Annotated in this window: 9 protein-coding genes, 3 tRNA genes and 3 rRNA genes; 12 read left to right on the top strand and 3 right to left on the bottom strand. The window is 39.1% G+C overall.

Annotated elements, in window-relative coordinates; genetic code table 11:
• Positions 1 to 2 precede the first annotated feature (2 nt).
• From OK18_RS11055 to rrf, 8 genes are all read left to right on the top strand, one after another.
• The gene (locus OK18_RS11055; protein WP_053328025.1) at positions 3 to 215 is read left to right on the top strand and encodes a hypothetical protein; all 213 of its coding nucleotides are present in this window, start codon (positions 3 to 5) and stop codon (positions 213 to 215) included.
• Positions 216 to 276: 61 nt separating this feature from the next.
• Entirely contained in the window at positions 277 to 1,569 is a 1,293-nt protein-coding gene (locus OK18_RS11060; protein WP_053328026.1) for a TlpA family protein disulfide reductase, read from the top strand.
• Between the two features lie 44 nt (positions 1,570 to 1,613).
• Positions 1,614 to 1,687, top strand: a tRNA-Met gene (locus tag OK18_RS11065).
• A 1,253-nt stretch (positions 1,688 to 2,940) separates the two neighbouring features.
• Positions 2,941 to 4,457: ribosomal RNA gene (locus OK18_RS11075) — 16S ribosomal RNA — on the top strand.
• 205 nt (positions 4,458 to 4,662) lie between these two features.
• Positions 4,663 to 4,736: transfer RNA gene (locus OK18_RS11080), tRNA-Ile, on the top strand.
• An 83-nt stretch (positions 4,737 to 4,819) separates the two neighbouring features.
• Positions 4,820 to 4,893 (top strand) — tRNA-Ala (locus OK18_RS11085).
• Between the two features lie 155 nt (positions 4,894 to 5,048).
• Positions 5,049 to 7,804: ribosomal RNA gene (locus tag OK18_RS11090) — 23S ribosomal RNA — on the top strand.
• A gap of 181 nt (positions 7,805 to 7,985) precedes the next feature.
• Positions 7,986 to 8,093 (top strand): 5S ribosomal RNA (rrf, locus tag OK18_RS11095).
• Together the 16S, 23S and 5S rRNA genes with 2 tRNA genes alongside form the textbook arrangement of a ribosomal RNA operon.
• Positions 8,094 to 8,895: 802 nt before the next feature.
• Here the strand turns inward: rrf and OK18_RS11100 are convergent.
• Positions 8,896 to 10,524 (bottom strand): acyl-CoA carboxylase subunit beta, encoded by a 1,629-nt coding sequence (locus OK18_RS11100; protein WP_053328027.1) that lies wholly within the window; start codon positions 10,522 to 10,524, stop codon positions 8,896 to 8,898.
• A gap of 396 nt (positions 10,525 to 10,920) precedes the next feature.
• On the opposite strand from OK18_RS11100, the gene OK18_RS11105 reads away from it, so the two are divergent.
• The 3 genes from OK18_RS11105 to OK18_RS11115 are packed head-to-tail and all read left to right on the top strand — an operon-like array spanning position 10,921 to position 13,628.
• The gene (locus OK18_RS11105; RefSeq protein WP_050019437.1) at positions 10,921 to 11,799 is read left to right on the top strand and encodes a DMT family transporter; all 879 of its coding nucleotides are present in this window, start codon (positions 10,921 to 10,923) and stop codon (positions 11,797 to 11,799) included.
• A 13-nt stretch (positions 11,800 to 11,812) separates the two neighbouring features.
• Complete coding sequence (locus tag OK18_RS11110) at positions 11,813 to 12,895, top strand: putative type IX sorting system protein PorV2 (protein WP_050019438.1); 1,083 nt, start codon at positions 11,813 to 11,815, stop codon at positions 12,893 to 12,895.
• A 10-nt stretch (positions 12,896 to 12,905) separates the two neighbouring features.
• A complete protein-coding gene (locus tag OK18_RS11115) occupies positions 12,906 to 13,628 on the top strand; it encodes a hypothetical protein (RefSeq protein WP_228377593.1) in 723 nt (240 codons plus the stop codon).
• A gap of 286 nt (positions 13,629 to 13,914) precedes the next feature.
• Here the strand turns inward: OK18_RS11115 and uvrC are convergent, their stop codons facing one another.
• Positions 13,915 to 15,708: an excinuclease ABC subunit UvrC gene (gene uvrC / locus OK18_RS11120; RefSeq protein WP_053328028.1), complete on the bottom strand. Its 1,794-nt coding sequence runs from the start codon at positions 15,706 to 15,708 to the stop codon at positions 13,915 to 13,917.
• A gap of 86 nt (positions 15,709 to 15,794) precedes the next feature.
• On the bottom strand, positions 15,795 to 16,556 hold the full coding sequence (locus tag OK18_RS11125; protein ID WP_050019441.1) for a hypothetical protein: 762 nt from the start codon (positions 16,554 to 16,556) through the stop codon (positions 15,795 to 15,797).
• Between the two features lie 129 nt (positions 16,557 to 16,685).
• On the opposite strand from OK18_RS11125, the gene hutH reads away from it, so the two are divergent.
• Positions 16,686 to 18,173, top strand: coding sequence for a histidine ammonia-lyase (gene hutH / locus OK18_RS11130; protein ID WP_053328029.1), 1,488 nt, complete (start codon positions 16,686 to 16,688; stop codon positions 18,171 to 18,173).
• The last annotated feature ends 63 nt before the right edge of the window (positions 18,174 to 18,236 follow it).

Here is an 18,236-nt window from a genome sequence, read left to right on the forward strand (position 1 = left end):
ATATGAAAACTATTAATAAACTAGTATCCGTTCTTTTTCTTTTTGCAGTGCTGTTAGTACACGCTGCCCCGCCTATTCCTGGTGGAGGAGGTAATGGAGGTAATGGTACAGGAGCCCCGTCTTCACCAATAGATATGTATGTATATGTGCTTTCCGCTATTGCAATTACATTTATTGTAATGTTTACCAGAAAGTATAAAAACCAAAAAGTATAAAATTTTATTAAAATAACAGTAAACTCTCTGATTAATCAGAGAGTTTTTTTATTTTTACTATATGAAAAAGATTTATACGTTATCTGCGGTTTTAGCCGCATTTATAATGCAGGCACAATTCAAGGTTACAATCCAGACTCCTGCAGATTTTAAAGATCAGGATGCTATTCTATATACATTAAACGGCTCAAGAGATATTATTGTTACCCAGGAAAAAGGGAAAAATAATGTATGGACTTTTAAATATCCAAGCCACTATATGGGTATGATGAAAGTATATTTTCCTGGCACCAATAATACTATAAATTTCATCTCTGAAAATAAGGATATCAATATAAAGCTGGATATCCAAAATAATAAAATAAAAGATGTTGTATACCTTGATGAAGCGAATGAATTGATGAGTAAGCAACAGGAGGGTTCTCAAAAAAAAGAACTTATATTGCCTGCTCTGACACAAATCAAAGAATACTATAAAGACAATACCGATTTCGGTAAAGCATTAAAAACGGAGATCGACAGGCTTTCAGGAAAGTCTGCAGTTATTGATGCAGCAAGTCATCCATTCATATCCTATTACAATACCAATTACAGCAAGTTCCTGTCCAATACGGCAGATCCTTCTAAAAAGGTAAATCAGGATGAAATTATCAACTTTATAGACAAGTCTAATGATATGCTTGAAAGTTCTTCATTGCTAAGACCTTTGTTGGTAGCCTATCTTAATTCGGGAGGAAATACGAATGTAACAGGTTCAGTGGATAAACTGTTAGACCGTTTAAAAGTTGAGACACCAAGAGGACAGACTGTTTTATCGGAGCTTATTGATATCTTTGATGCTTATCAGATGGATGAGTTTAAAAATAAATACCTCTCACTTGCTAAAAATCTTAAGTGTACTATCACGGACAGGCTTGCTTCTACATTAAAATCCAATGCTAATGTTGAAATGGGTGCTGCATTTCCTAATTATAAATTTCAGTCACCTGTCAATACCACAGCAAAATCGCTCTATGATGTGAAAGCGGACAGGAAAGTTATTGTTTTCTGGTCATCTACCTGTTCTCATTGTGAGAGTGAGCTTCCAAAGCTTCTGGATAAATACAATGAATTAAAAGGAAAAAATATTCAGATTATTGCTTTGTCTTTGGATGTAGACAAAAATTCATATACTAAAAAAATTGCTGCATTCCCTTGGATCAATGACTCAGAATTGAGAGGATGGAACAGTAGTTATGTAGATACCTACAATGTTCATGCAACTCCGACATATTTTATTTTAGATGCTAACAACAAGATAATCAATAAACCAGAGCATGTTGGCGATGTTTTAGAATATTTTAAAGTAAAATAAATTTGGTGGTAGCAAATTTTTTCCTATATTTGCACCACGAAAAAGGCGAGGTAGCTCAGTTGGTTAGAGCGCAGGATTCATAACCCTGAGGTCACGGGTTCAATTCCCGTCTTCGCTACAGGTAAACCGCAATTCATTAATTTAAATGATTGCGGTTTTTTCTTTATTATTAAGTTGTTGTTGTTGTTGTTTGCATGTCAGGAACAAAAGGGGGCAAGCGAAAAATCTGGGAGCTAGGCAAAAGTTTAGCCACCCTAAATAGAAAAAACGACTTATCTTTTTACCCCTTTGAGCTGCATTCTGAAATTTTTGATCTAACATTAGAGATTAACAAAGACATTACATTGGCTTTTTTTGTTATAAGTTCTCTATAATAATTCATGATTGTTATTCTTGAGGAAGAAAAATGATTCAAATGCTGTTTCTGTTCATCACATTTTCTTTCTATTTTACGCACCATTGTTATAATGTTTATAAGACAATTTATATTTCTTTTTATAAAATTCTAGCCTACTGAACAATTGAGTGGACCTTAGCCGCTAACATATAGCTCGTTTAGCTTTCCTCCCCGAACCAACTCTCCACATTCCTCTGTGTCAATCCGTGTAATCTGTGGTGAAATAAAATAGCAATGTCTTTTTTCATTACGATATCAATATGTTTTGGCTAAAGCCGGTGGAATTTTATGGTTTTTATTGAGCCCGGGCTAAAGCCCGGGCCTATTGAATAGGTATATTTATAATATTCTCAAAGCTTAAAAACAATGATTAATTTACCATCCAGCCGTCATTGATAAAAAAATTACTCCAACTTTTAATTTTCCAATTGCCCCCTTTAAACATTTGTTTATAATTTTTATCGCTAATTGCCAGCCTTTTAGCTTAAAATAGGAATGGAAAATGAATTTTATGTTAACTAGACTTGTTTTGCGTTGTATAAAGTTGTTATCTTTGCCCCACTGAAAACGAGAGAGTATCAGTCAAGCGCAGAAGAGCTTTTAGGTAAGCAAGAACATTATAATACTTCATAAGATAAAGACAAAAAAACTTTAAATTTTTTTTAACAAAAAAGATTGTGAGTTAAAATAAAGTTTGTATCTTTGCAGTCCGAATAAATCGGAGCGCAGGAGTAGGGGTGATTGAGGTTTTGAGAAGGATTAAGGTTACTTAAAAAAACTTTAAAATTTTCTTCAGGAACATTTGGTCATTACAAAATAAAGTTTTACTTTTGCACTCGCAAATACGGAGCGGATATAGACAGAAAGATTGCTTCGTTAAAAAGCGGAAGATATAAAGATCATTGACATACAATATAACAACCAAGTAAGGAAAAACTAAAGCGTTAAAAACTTTGAGTGAGTCAGACAAACATACAATGGAGAGTTTGATCCTGGCTCAGGATGAACGCTAGCGGGAGGCCTAACACATGCAAGCCGAGCGGTAGATTGCTTTCGGGCAATTGAGAGCGGCGTACGGGTGCGGAACACGTGTGCAACCTGCCTTTATCTGGGGGATAGCCTTTCGAAAGGAAGATTAATACCTCATAATATAAGAGACGGCATCGTTTTTTATTGAAAACTCCGGTGGATAGAGATGGGCACGCGCAAGATTAGATAGTTGGTGAGGTAACGGCTCACCAAGTCGACGATCTTTAGGGGGCCTGAGAGGGTGATCCCCCACACTGGTACTGAGACACGGACCAGACTCCTACGGGAGGCAGCAGTGAGGAATATTGGACAATGGGTGAAAGCCTGATCCAGCCATCCCGCGTGAAGGACGACGGCCCTATGGGTTGTAAACTTCTTTTGTATAGGGATAAACCTTTCCACGTGTGGAAAGCTGAAGGTACTATACGAATAAGCACCGGCTAACTCCGTGCCAGCAGCCGCGGTAATACGGAGGGTGCAAGCGTTATCCGGATTTATTGGGTTTAAAGGGTCCGTAGGCTGATTTGTAAGTCAGTGGTGAAATCTCACAGCTTAACTGTGAAACTGCCATTGATACTGCAAGTCTTGAGTGTTGTTGAAGTAGCTGGAATAAGTAGTGTAGCGGTGAAATGCATAGATATTACTTAGAACACCAATTGCGAAGGCAGGTTACTAAGCAACAACTGACGCTGATGGACGAAAGCGTGGGGAGCGAACAGGATTAGATACCCTGGTAGTCCACGCCGTAAACGATGCTAACTCGTTTTTGGGATGTAAGTTTCAGAGACTAAGCGAAAGTGATAAGTTAGCCACCTGGGGAGTACGAACGCAAGTTTGAAACTCAAAGGAATTGACGGGGGCCCGCACAAGCGGTGGATTATGTGGTTTAATTCGATGATACGCGAGGAACCTTACCAAGGCTTAAATGGGAAATGACAGGCTTAGAAATAGGCTTTTCTTCGGACATTTTTCAAGGTGCTGCATGGTTGTCGTCAGCTCGTGCCGTGAGGTGTTAGGTTAAGTCCTGCAACGAGCGCAACCCCTGTCACTAGTTGCCATCATTAAGTTGGGGACTCTAGTGAGACTGCCTACGCAAGTAGAGAGGAAGGTGGGGATGACGTCAAATCATCACGGCCCTTACGCCTTGGGCCACACACGTAATACAATGGCCGGTACAGAGGGCAGCTACACAGCGATGTGATGCAAATCTCGAAAGCCGGTCTCAGTTCGGATTGGAGTCTGCAACTCGACTCTATGAAGCTGGAATCGCTAGTAATCGCGCATCAGCCATGGCGCGGTGAATACGTTCCCGGGCCTTGTACACACCGCCCGTCAAGCCATGGAAGTCTGGGGTACCTGAAGTCGGTGACCGTAAAAGGAGCTGCCTAGGGTAAAACAGGTAACTAGGGCTAAGTCGTAACAAGGTAGCCGTACCGGAAGGTGCGGCTGGAACATCTCATTTTAGAGCGTTGAAGAACGTTAAACAAAATTAGTGTCCTAGAGACACAGTACTTACTTAAAGTAAAGCTTTAGTTTTTTGTTTGGTTGGTTATATTATAAATACACAACCCACTAGAAATTAGTAAAGGGATTGAGACAAAGAGGCAAGATAAAAGAAGGAAGCGCAGTCTGATATCTAATATCTGAAATCTGTTAGTCTAACAGACAGTCTCGTAGCTCAGCTGGTTAGAGCGCTACACTGATAATGTAGAGGTCGGCAGTTCGAGCCTGCCCGAGACTACTAATTAAGGCGGCTGGCAAATAGCTTATAGCAGATGGCAAGAAAGCCAAAAGCAAGAAGCAAATCGCTAGAAGCACCTAGAGGGGGAATTAGCTCAGCTGGCTAGAGCGCCTGCCTTGCACGCAGGAGGTCAAGGGTTCGACTCCCTTATTCTCCACATAGTGGATGGTTTAATTTTAAACAAGCAGATAGAGCCAAAAACAATATTTGCGAATTAAACTTGAAATAGCAATTAAGATCATTGACATTAACGGTAAAGACATCACAAAGAGAAAACCGAGCGCATAAAGCGCTTGAGTAACCAAAAATAGGAAAGAAATCGTTAAGGGCGTATGGCGGATGCCTAGGCTTTCAGAGGCGACGAAGGACGTGGTAAGCTGCGAAAAGCTACGGGGATTGGCACACACGAATTGATCCGTAGATATCCGAATGGGGCAACCCAATACATTGAAGATGTATTACCTCGTAAGAGGGGCAAACCCGGAGAACTGAAACATCTAAGTACCCGGAGGAAAAGAAATCGAAGAGATTCCGTAAGTAGTGGCGAGCGAAAGCGGATTAGCCCAAAAGTCTTTATATATTTAGAAGAATGTTCTGGAAAGAACAGCCATAGACGGTGATAGCCCGGTATTCGAAAGGTATATTTGGATGATAAATGAGTAGGGCGGGACACGTGAAATCCTGTCTGAATATGGGGGGACCATCCTCCAAGGCTAAATACTCCTGAAAGACCGATAGTGAACAAGTACTGTGAAGGAAAGGTGAAAAGCACTTCGAATAGAAGGGTGAAATAGAACCTGAAACCGTACGCCTACAAGCGGTCGGAGCAGCGTAAAGCTGTGACGGCGTGCCTTTTGCATAATGAGCCTACGAGTTAATTTTACTAGCGAGGTTAAGTAATTAAGTTACGGAGCCGGAGCGAAAGCGAGTCTGAATAGGGCGGATAGTTAGTAGGATTAGACGCGAAACCTTGTGATCTACCCATGGGCAGGTTGAAGCTCTGGTAACACAGAGTGGAGGACCGAACCGGTTGACGTTGAAAAGTCTTCGGATGACCTGTGGGTAGGGGTGAAAGGCCAATCAAACTGGGAGATAGCTCGTACTCTCCGAAATGCATTTAGGTGCAGCGTCGCAACAAAGTTTATTAGAGGTAGAGCTACTGATTGGATGCGGGGGTTTCACCGCCTACCAATTCCTGACAAACTCCGAATGCTAATAAATGTTTTGCGGCAGTGAGGGCATGGGTGCTAAGGTCCATGTCCGAGAGGGAAAGAACCCAGACCAACAGCTAAGGTCCCCAAATATATGTTAAGTTGAAGCAACGCGGTTGGACTGCATTGACAGCTAGGATGTTGGCTTGGAAGCAGCCATTCATTTAAAGAGTGCGTAACAGCTCACTAGTCGAGCGGTCCGGCATGGATAATAATCGGGCATAAACATATTACCGAAGCTATGGATTTATATTTTATAATATATCTGGTAGGAGAGCATTCTATTTGCGCCGAAGCAGTACTGTGAGGTATTGTGGAGCGGATAGAAAAGAAAATGTAGGCATAAGTAACGATAAAGGGGGCGAGAAACCCCCTCACCGAAAGACCAAGGCTTCCTCAGCCATGCTAATCAGCTGAGGGTTAGTCGGGACCTAACGCGAACCCGAAAGGGGTAGTGGATGGACACAGGGTTAATATTCCCTGACTTGCTCACGATAAAAGGGGACGGTTGGATGTATCTGCTGGAGACTGACGGAATAGTCAAGGCCTAGCCTTCGGGCGAAGCTGCTGTAGAGTAATCTGATCCAAGAAAAGCCGAAGTGAAGCAACCCGTACCAAAACCGACACAGGTGGTCGAGGAGAGAATCCTAAGGTGCTCGAGTGAGTCGTGGCTAAGGAACTAGGCAAAATAGTCTCGTAACTTCGGAAGAAGAGACGCCTCCCTCCGGGGAGGCCGCAGTGAAGAGGCCCAGGCGACTGTTTATCAAAAACACAGGACTCTGCTAAATCGAAAGATGCTGTATAGGGTCTGACACCTGCCCGGTGCTGGAAGGTTAAGGAAGGTGCTTAGCGTAAGCGAAGGCATTAACTGAAGCCCCAGTAAACGGCGGCCGTAACTATAACGGTCCTAAGGTAGCGAAATTCCTTGTCGGGTAAGTTCCGACCTGCACGAATGGTGTAACGATCTGGGCACTGTCTCAGCCACGAGCTCGGTGAAATTGTAGTATCGGTGAAGATGCCGATTACCCGCAATGGGACGAAAAGACCCTGTGAACCTTTACTATAACTTCGTATTGACTTTGAGTAAGTAATGTGTAGGATAGGTGGGAGGCTTTGAAGCAGGCACGCTAGTGTTTGTGGAGCCGTCGTTGAAATACCACCCTTTACTTACTTGGAGCCTAACTTCCTATGGAAGGACATTGCGTGGTGGGTAGTTTGACTGGGGTGGTCGCCTCCAAAAGAGTAACGGAGGCTTTCAAAGGTACCCTCAGCACGCTTGGTAACCGTGCGTAGAGTGTAATGGCATAAGGGTGCTTGACTGTGAGACCAACAAGTCGATCAGGTGCGAAAGCAGGACATAGTGATCCGGTGGTTCCGTATGGAAGGGCCATCGCTCATAGGATAAAAGGTACTCCGGGGATAACAGGCTAGTCTCCCCCAAGAGCTCACATCGACGGGGAGGTTCGGCACCTCGATGTCGGCTCGTCACATCCTGGGGCTGGAGAAGGTCCCAAGGGTTGGGCTGTTCGCCCATTAAAGTGGCACGCGAGCTGGGTTCAGAACGTCGTGAGACAGTTCGGTCTCTATCTATTGCGGGCGTTAGATGTTTGAGAGGGCTTGATTCTAGTACGAGAGGACCGAATTGAACAAACCTCTGGTGTATCAGTTGTACCGCCAGGTGCACCGCTGAGTAGCTACGTTTGGAAGAGATAAGCACTGAAAGCATATAAGTGCGAAACTCGCCTCAAGATGAGACATCTTTTAAGGGTCGTTGTAGATGACAACGTTGATAGGCTATAGGTGTAAAGGCAGTAATGTCATAGCCGAGTAGTACTAATTACCCGTAGATTTATAGCCTATGGTTGCTATAAAATTATCATATTAAACATATAATAAATGACAAGTACTTTATGCGCAGTAAAGGTTTTGTCTTTGTGAGAGTTTTTATCGCTTAAAACCGCAAATGGCAGTAAGCAGTTAGCGATTGGCAAAAAAGCCAAAAGCCAGCAGCAAATAGCCAGATGCTATATACCTTCTTTAGGGTGGTTTTAGCGGTGGGGCTCACCTGTTCCCATTCCGAACACAGAAGTTAAGCCCACCAGCGCCGATGGTACTGCTAACGCGGGAGAGTAGGCCGCCGCCAGTTTTTATTTTATTTTAAAAGTCTCATACAGTAATGTGTGAGACTTTTTTTGTTATAGACCCATCCCATCTATATTATATCTATCCCACGCCTATGTACCTGGAACTATCCCTGCACTTATACAGGGTGAAGAGTGAAATGATAGATAACAGATAACAGATAACAGATAACAGATCCAGGATAGCGTATAGGTTTTGGCTAAAGCCTGTGGAATTTTATGGTTTTTATTGAGCACGGGCTAAAGCCCGCGGCTATTGAATAGCTGTGCTTATTATATCACCTTCTAAACATTAAAGCATATCCCCATATTCCTTGATCTTTCCCCGAACCAAATCTCCACATTCCTCTGTGTCAATCCGTGTAATCCGTGGTGAGATAAAATAGCAATGCTTTTTCCATCACCATAACAGAATAATGTATAATTATCAGTTATAATCTAGTTGAAATGAGATCGCAGCGTAAATAAGTATGAGCACTTATATAGGCTGACCCAACCAGTAATGGGTTATTTCTATTCTGACTCTCAAATCTCATATGAGAAAGTCTTCTATAGATAACCATATCCCTAGCCCCGATAGAAACGGTTACCCCGCAGCATAAGTTAGCATGTGTGAGGGTTTCCAGTAGAGGAGTGTTTGGGCGCGAGGAGTATGAGTGGATAGCGGGAAAAAGCTCCTGAAAATAGCATATAGCAAATCAGATAAAAGAGTTAAGTATATACTTTATTGCTATGATATGATGTTTATGTAAAAAAACGCCTCAATAAGAAGCATTGAGACGTTTTTATCATCAATATCAGATTGATTTATACCTGTATCACTCCCAGATTAAATTTCTCTGTTATTGGAGCGTGATTAGCCGCTTCAATCCCCATAGAAATCCATTTTCTGGTATCAACAGGGTTGATAATGGCATCTGTCCATAATCTTGCAGCAGCATAGGTAGCTTCTGTTTGTTTCTGGTATCTTTTTGAAATCGTATCTAAGATTTCATTGTGCTCTTCTTCGGAAATTTCTTTACCTTGCTTCTTTAAAGTAGATTCCTGGATCTGGGCAAGTACTTTTGCAGCCTGTGCACCTCCCATCACCGCCAGATCTGCCCATGGCCATGCCACGATAAGTCTTGGATCATAAGCTTTTCCGCACATGGCATAATTTCCGGCTCCATAAGAATTTCCGGTAATGATGGTAAATTTAGGAACAACGGAATTGGAAACTGCGTTAACCATTTTGGCGCCATCTTTAATAATTCCCCCGTGTTCTGATTTTGAGCCTACCATGAACCCTGTAACGTCCTGTAGGAAGACTAAAGGAATCTTTCTCTGGTTACAATTGGCAATGAATCTTGTAGCTTTATCGGCGGAATCTGAATAAATTACCCCGCCAAACTGCATTTCTCCTTTGCCGCTTTTTACGAGCTTTCTCTGATTGGCCACGATACCTACTGACCAGCCATCTACTCTTGCTGTAGCACAAATAATACTTTTACCGTAATCCGGTTTATATTCTTCATATTCTGAGTTATCCACAATGCATTTAATAATATCGTAAGTATCGTATTGTTCTGTTCTGGAGACCGGCATAATACCAAAAATGTCTTCAGGACTTTCTTTTGGTGGGAAACTTTCTACTCTGTCAAAGCCTGCTTTTTCAGTGCTTCCGATAGATTTCATAATATTTTTGATCCTATCAAGGGCGTCTTTATCATCTTTAGCTTTGTAATCCGTAACCCCGGAAATAGAGCAGTGAGTAGTTGCCCCTCCCAGTGTTTCATTATCTATGCTTTCTCCGATGGCGGCTTTTACAAGATAGCTTCCTGCAAGAAAAATAGAGCCTGTTTTATCAACGATCATGGCTTCGTCACTCATAATAGGAAGATAAGCTCCTCCGGCTACACAGCTTCCCATAACGGCAGAAATCTGGATGATTCCCATAGAGCTCATCTTGGCGTTATTTCTGAATATTCTTCCGAAATGTTCTTTGTCCGGAAATATTTCATCCTGCATTGGAAGATAAACACCTGCAGAATCCACTAAATAGATAATAGGTAATCTGTTTTCCATAGCGATTTCCTGGGCTCTCAGGTTCTTTTTTCCGGTAATAGGAAACCATGCTCCTGCTTTTACTGAGGCATCATTAGCCACAACAATACACTGTCTTCCTGAAACATATCCGATCACTACTACAACGCCTCCGCTAGGGCAACCTCCATGTTCGCTATACATTTCATATCCGGCAAAAGCTCCTATTTCTATGGAATCCGAATCTTTATCAAGGAGATAATCAATTCTTTCTCTTGCAGTCATTTTTCCTTCTTCACGAAGCTTTTGCAGCCTCTTTTCCCCACCTCCTTTTTTGATTTCGGCGAGCAAGCGATTTATTTCTGATAATTTTAATCTGTTTTGATCTTCCCGTTTGTTGAATTCGATGTCCATAGAATTTTCAATTTTTTACGCTTAAAGATACTATTTTTATCAGGAATATAAATTGAAATAAAACAAGTGTTTAATAGTTTGGTTATTAGTAAATTGTGAAATTTTTAACAAAAAAATATTTTTAAATGAATGAGATTTTTTCTAACTTTACATCAGAGTAACAGAGGGTATTCTCTCTGCAAAATACTCTAAGTTCCTAGTTTATTTTTTTAATAGTTTATTATTTGAAGGCCCTGAAAGTTTAATAAATTTTCAGGGTTTTTTGTATCAGCTTTTCAGGGGAATCATTACCAGATTACTTTTTTTGTACATTTTTATATATTACCCTTATCTTTTTGTCAATATATGTATTGCTATTTGTAAATTTGCGTGTTAAAAATTCAAAGGGGATAGGATATGCATAAATTAGCGCTTTTCAGGTTGCACTTAATAGTATTTTTATGGGGTTTTACTGCAATTTTAGGAAAACTGATTCATGCCAACGCACAGATCCTTGTATTTTACAGAATGTTGTTTGCTGCTGTTTTCCTTTTTGTATTTCTTAGGATTTATAAAAAAGAAAGTATAAAGGTTTCCAAAAGAATCTTTTTCCAGCTGGCTGCCATAGGCCTGGCAATGGCGCTTCACTGGTATTGCTTTTTTTACTCTATTAAAGTATCCAATGTTTCCATAGCGTTAAGCTGTCTGTCATTATCCACACTATTTGCTTCCATATTAGAGCCTGTTATTTTTAAAAGAAAGATTGATATTTCTGAAGTAGTTATGGGGGTGGTGATTGTAGCTTGTATTTTATTAATTTTTAAAACGGAATTTCATTATAAGGAAGGAATTTTTTACGGAATTCTTTGTGCCGTTTTCGGGACTATTTTTTCTGTTTTTAACGGGAAAATGTTTGGAAAGACCAGTTCGGGTAATATTATTTTTTATGAAATTTTCTGCGGATGGTTTATTTTAATGCTGTTTTATTTGCTTTCAGGTCAGATTTTTACGATGAATGAAATAAACTATAGAGACTTGGCGTTAATATGCTTGTTAGCGAGTGTTTTTACAGCTTTTCCCATGCTGGAATCGGTAAAACTAATGAAGTATATATCACCTTTTACTTTAATTTTAACAGTTAATTTGGAACCTGTTTACGGAATTATACTAGCTTTTTTTATCTTTGGGGAATCAGAACATATGAGCCCTGTATTTTATATTGCCTCAGCCGTTATGATACTGGCAATCATTGCTAATGGATTGATTAAAGCCAGAAAACAAAAAAACTTTAACTAAGCATCAAATTTATATGATGAAAAAATATTTTTTACTTGCATTTTCACTGTTATTTGGATTCTCTCAATCCCAGATTGTCAGGAAATATTCCAATGAATTTTTAAATATCGGAGCTGGTGCAAGAGGGCTGGCAATGGGAGGGGCAGTTATTTCCAATCAGGATGACGTGTATGCTCCGATGTGGAACCCTGCCGGCCTGATGTCGATTGACAGGGATTGGCAAGGGGCTGCAATGCATGCTGAATATTTTGAATCTATTGCAAAATACGATTATCTGGCCTATGCCAAAGTATTGGAAGAAGGCGTTTTTGGAGTTTCAGTAGTAAGGCTTGGAGTAGATAATATTCTGAATACCACTCAGATGATCGATTCCGAAGGAAATATAGATTATGATAAAATTACAAAATTTTCACAGTCTGATTATGCTGCGATATTGTCTTATGCTTTCAGACCAGGTGGAAATCCTAAGCTTGATGTAGGGGTAAATGCTAAAATTGTGTATAGAAATGTAGGTAAATTTGCCAATGGATATGGTTTTGGTTTTGATGTCGGGGCTATTTATAAAGCAGACAACGGCTGGAAATTCGGAGGAATGGTGCGTGACATTACCACCACTGTAAATTTTTGGAGCATTAATCAAAAGGAACTTTCTGCAGTAGTAAACGGAGAAGAGTTTAACCCGGCCCCAAAAGATAAACTTGAACTTACTATGCCGAAACTTAATGTTGGAGCCAGTAAACTATTTGAAATCAACAGTAGTGTGTATGTACTACCGGAAGCAGGATTAAATATAGATTTTGCTAAAACGGCATCCTTGGTTTCAACAGATTTTGCAAGTATCAGTCCGTATGCAGGTGCTGAATTGGGTTATCAAAAAATGATTTTTGTAAGATTAGGGATCAACAGGTTTCAATCCATTACAGATATAGAAGATCTTAAAAGGAAAGTTTCTTTCCAGCCAAGTGCAGGTATCGGAATCAGATACAGAGGCCTTACCCTGGATTATGCAATTACCAATTCCGGAATCGGAGGATCTAATTTTTATTCTAACTTCTTTTCATTAAAGCTGGATATGGGTGCCTTTAGAAATGATTAAAAAAGTAAATATGAAAAAGATATCGATGCTTATGTTGACAGCTTGTTCAACATTGTTTTTTGCACAGAAAGTTTCGGATTATAAATATGTATCAATTCCGGACAAATTTGAAACATTCAATCACGATTATGGCTTAAAAAATAATCTGATTAAGGCCCTGAATGGAAAAAAGTATGTAACATTACCTGTAATTAAAGACAATTGGCCTTCTGAAGCCAAGGATAATTACTGTAATGTAATTGCTGCCAATATTTTGAACGATAAGAGTTTGTTTAAAAACAAGTTAATATTGCAGTTTAAGGATTGTAATAATAATCTGATTCTTGAATCTAAAGGAAGCTCAAACATCAAAGAATTTGAAGAAGGTTTGGATGAAGCTTTAAAACAGGCTTTACTTAAAGTAGGAGTTTCTAATCCGGTTGAAATTTTATCAGCGCAGAAACCGGTTTCTGAAAGCACTGAAACATCTCCGCAAAGCTCAACGGCAAGCAATTATTCAAATGGCCAATTAAATGTACAGAAAGTTCAGATTGACGGAAATCAATTTATTTTAGCCAAAATCGGAGATTCGGTTCCTTTTGCGATTTTTACCGCAACCTCAAAGAAAGATGTCTTTATTGTTAAATTGGCAAATAAAAATATGACGATCGGTTATTTTGAAAATGGCAATATTGTGATTGATATTCCCAATGCGGATGGTAAATTTTCTAAAGAAGTTTTTATAGGAAAATAAAAATAAGCTCTTGAGAAAGAGCTTATTCGTTTTAATATGATGATGTGTTTTTTCAAAAAAGTTGAACAAGAATAAATGGATCGAAATAGTATCTGCCGTCCAGTACATTGTTCACCGATTTGTTATCACTAATTTACGAAAAAAAATAAAATAGCTGTTATTTTTGGCGAATATTTTAATTTTTATTGTTTACATGTGGGATTTTTCATGTGTTTTAAGAATATTTAGTATTTATGTCTCATTTTGATGTAATAATGAACATAAAATTTTCTTACAGAAAAGGAAACTAATTCGCATTGAAAAATTCCCAGATAATTTTCGCTTTGCTTTTTCCAATCATCTCTTCCAGCGTTTCAAGGCTGGATTCTTTAATTCTTTTTACTGATTTCAGTTTGGATAAAAGTAATTCGATTGTTTTTTCACCCACTCCAGGAATTTCCTCCAGTTCGGATTTTATGGTAGAATTTTTTCTCCGGGTTCTATGATGTTTTACGCCAAAACGGTGTGCTTCATCCCTTACTCTTTGGAGAATTTTTAAAGTTTCCGATTTTTTGTCAAGATATAAAGGAATAGAATCCTCGGGAAAGAAAATCTCTTCAAGTCTTTTAGCGATCCCTACAATGGTTATTTTTCCATACAGACCCAGCAGCCTTAAGCTTTTTACCGCTGAAGATAGCTGTCCTTTTCCCCCATCAATAAGAATCAGTTGCGGAAGGCTTTCACCTTCATCCAGCATCCTTTTGTAGCGACGGTAGATAACTTCTTCCATCGTGGCAAAATCATTGGGACCTTCCACAGTTTTAGGATGGAAAATTCTGTAATCCGCCTTACTTGGCCTGCCATCTTTAAAAACCACACAAGCCGAAACAGGGTTGGTTCCCTGAATATTGGAATTATCAAATCCTTCAATATGTCTCGGTTCCACCGGCATTCTGAGAAGTTTTTGCATTTCTGCCATAATCCTGTTGGTATGTCTCTCCGGATCTACAATCTGTACCTGTTTCAGTTTTTCCAGGCGATACTCTTTGGCATTTTTTTCAGAAAGTTCTACAATCCTTTTTTTATCACCTACTTTAGGGACAATTAGTTTTACATTGGGAATTTCCACGGAAAGATGAAACGGCAGCAATACTTCTTTGGAATCCGAACTGAATTTCTGCCGGATTTCAATCAGGGCTTCTTCCATAATATCCTCGTCTGTTTCTTCCAGAATTTTTTTAATCTCAGTTGTAAAACTCTGAATGATGTTCCCGTTTCTTATTTTAAAGAAGTTAACATAAGCTGCTGTTTCATCACTGGTCATTCCGAAGACATCCACATCATCAATATTGGGATTAACCACAGTATTTTTTGCCTGGTAATCTTCGAGGATGTCCAGTCTTTCTTTGATGATCTGAGCTTCTTCAAATTGGAGATTAGCCGCAAGCCTCATCATTTGGTTTACAAGATAATCTTTAGCCTTCCGGAAGTCTCCTTTGATGATTCCCCGGATGGCATCTATTTTTTCATCATATTCTTCCTTACTTTCAAGGTCTTCACAAGGTCCTTCACAGTTTTTAATATGATATTCGAGGCAGACTTTATATTTTCCTTCTGCTATTTTTGCCGGAGAAAGATTAAGATTACAGGTTCTGAGTTTATAAATATGCTTGATGGTATCCAATAAAATTTTAGCAGGACGTACCTTCGCATAAGGCCCATAATATTCTGAGCCATCCTTGATTACATTTCTGGTCAGAAAAATTCTCGGGAAATCTTCATTCTTAATACAAATCCAGGGATAAGTTTTGTCATCTTTCAGCATGACATTATAAAAAGGCTGATGTTCTTTAATCAGGTTGTTTTCTAATAGCAGAGCATCATATTCACTGTTTACAATGGTGGTTTCCAGGCGCTGGATTTTTCCCACCATGATTTTGATCCTGTATCCTGAGAGGTTTTTATTGAAATAGGAGAGAACCCTCTTTTTTAGATTTTTAGCTTTCCCGACATACAGTAGCTGATCGTTTTTATCATAATAACGATAAACGCCGGGTTCGGATGGTAAAGTTTTGAGCTGTAATTCTAAAGAAGGATTCATATAACAAAATTAAGGAAACTTTCTATATTTAAAAAAGAAAAACCTGCAGATGATTCTACAGGTTCTTTTTTATGTGTTTGAATTATTTATCCGTTTGTCATTGCAGTATATTCGTTCACAAGAAAGCTGAAATAATCCCATTCTACAGAATTTTTTGGATACCTTTTCATGAATTCCTGATTATCTCCAAAAAGGAAGTCATAGTTATCTTCAAAATCATCCTTATGAAGCCACATCACCTTATTTCCTTTTTTTACATAATAAGATTTGATAACCCCGCCACCAAGTTGTGGAGAGCCCATTACGGAGAATCCGGTAGTTTCTTTGGCTCTTGGGTCGTGATAAACTGAAATGATATCATCGAAACCAGGATTGATCACCTGCATCAGAAATTCCTTATCATCTTTTTTATTTTTTAAAGAAACGGTCTGGTTTACAAAATATATTCTATCATTATTGGTATTTTTAGTCAGCTTCTTCGTACCAAAATTTCTGATATTTCCCATATACTTTGCAACTTTTGCAATTTTTTCTGCATTGCTGGGATACACATACATCTCACTGATCTGATCCGCATTGAAAATAGTGCTCTTTTTGGTTACACTGTCCTTGATCGCTACTTCATAGATCTGCCCTTTTTTTGTTTCGATTTTATTACAGAACCCTTTGTAGGTAGTTCCGTCTTTTAAAATGATGGTTGATGTTTTTTTAGGAGATGGAGTATTAAAACCTTCATTGAACAAGTAGGTTTCCATCTTTTTGATATCTTCTTTGGAATATTTTATTTTCTGGGCGAAGGTAGCAGTACCTGCCAGACATAGCATAAGCAGTAAAGATTTAAGTTTCATATGTTATTGTTTTAATTTTAGCGGTAAAAATAGTAAATTAAATGAGTTGTTTTCAGAAAAATATTGAAGATTGAAATTTAGTTTTTCCAATTATTGTTAAATGCGTAATTTTAAGGAAATTTTTTAGAAATGATATACGGAGTAGATGTTTTTACTTTCCATGATGTTCTGGAAATCTGTAAAAATCCTAATAAAGCCAAGCTTAGCAAAGTTTCAAGAGAACAAATCTTACAATCTCAAAAAAATGTACAGCAAATAGTAGAGTCCGACAGATGTGTGTACGGAATCAATACAGGCTTCGGGCCACTGTGCGATACTAAAATATCTGCTGATGAAACAGCACAATTACAGTACAACTTAATTATTTCTCATGCCGTAGGTGTAGGAAAGCCTATTGATAAAGAATTGTCAAAAATCATGATGATTGCTAAAGTTCATGCTTTATCAAAAGGATTTTCCGGAGTTTCCCTGGAGGTTATCGAAAGAATGATCCTGATGCTTGAGAAAGATATTATTCCTGTAGTGCCGGAGCAGGGATCTGTGGGGGCCTCAGGTGACCTTGCCCCTTTGGCGCACTTGGTACTGCCTTTACTGGGATTAGGCCAGGTTTGGGTAGGCGATCAGGTTTTCGATACAAAAGAAATTCTGGAAAAACATAATCTTGAACCATTAGCTTTAGGACCAAAAGAAGGCTTAGGATTAATCAACGGAACACAGTTTATTCTTGCCCATGCAATCAAAGGTCTCGAAAAATTCGAATACCTGCTGGATCTTGCCGATATGACTGCCGCAATGAGTATCGAAGCTTACAGAGGCTCTGCAAGTCCTTTTAAAAAAGAGCTTCATGAGATCAGACCTTTTGAAGGAAGTAAAAAAGTGGCCGCAAGAATGCTTAAGTTCTTAAAAGGATCGGAAAATATGAAAGCCCATGAAGATTGCGAAAGAGTACAGGACCCTTATTCCATGAGATGTGTGCCGCAAGTACATGGAGCCAGCAGAAATGCTTTCGAACACCTTAGGAATATGGCAGAAACGGAATTAAACTCTGTAACAGATAACCCGATTGTATTAAGTGCCGAAGAGTCTATCTCAGGAGGAAACTTCCACGGACAATTGATGGCCTTACCTTTGGATTATGCAACATTGGCAGCGGCTGAATTAGGTAATATTTCAGACAGAAGAAGTTATTTGTTATTAGAAGGAAAATACGGGCTTCCAAGATTATTAACGGAAAGCTCAGGATTGAATTCAGGATTCATGATTCCTCAGTATACTTCAGCAGCATTAGTAACAGAAAATAAAACGTTATGTTTTCCTGCATCGGCAGACTCCATTCCTACGAGTCTGGGGCAGGAAGACCATGTGTCTATGGGAAGTATTTCCGGAAGAAAATTTAATCAGGTTCTTGGAAATCTGGTGAATATTCTATCTGTTGAATTGATGTTTGCCGCACAAGGGCTTGAATTCAGAAGGCCTTCAAGGTGTTCCAAGATTATTGAAGAAAACTTTGCCATCCTTCGTTCTAAAGTAGCCAAGCTTGAAGATGACAGGTTAATTGGTAAAGATATGCTGGCTATTGCAGAATTAATCAATGAAAGAAAATTTGTTGTCAACTAATCTGAAAATAAATGAAGCTTCCGAAAGGGAGCTTTTTATTTTAAACTAAACCAAATCCGAGAG

The organism is Chryseobacterium gallinarum (assembly GCF_001021975.1).
Lineage (GTDB): Bacteria > Bacteroidota > Bacteroidia > Flavobacteriales > Weeksellaceae > Chryseobacterium > Chryseobacterium gallinarum.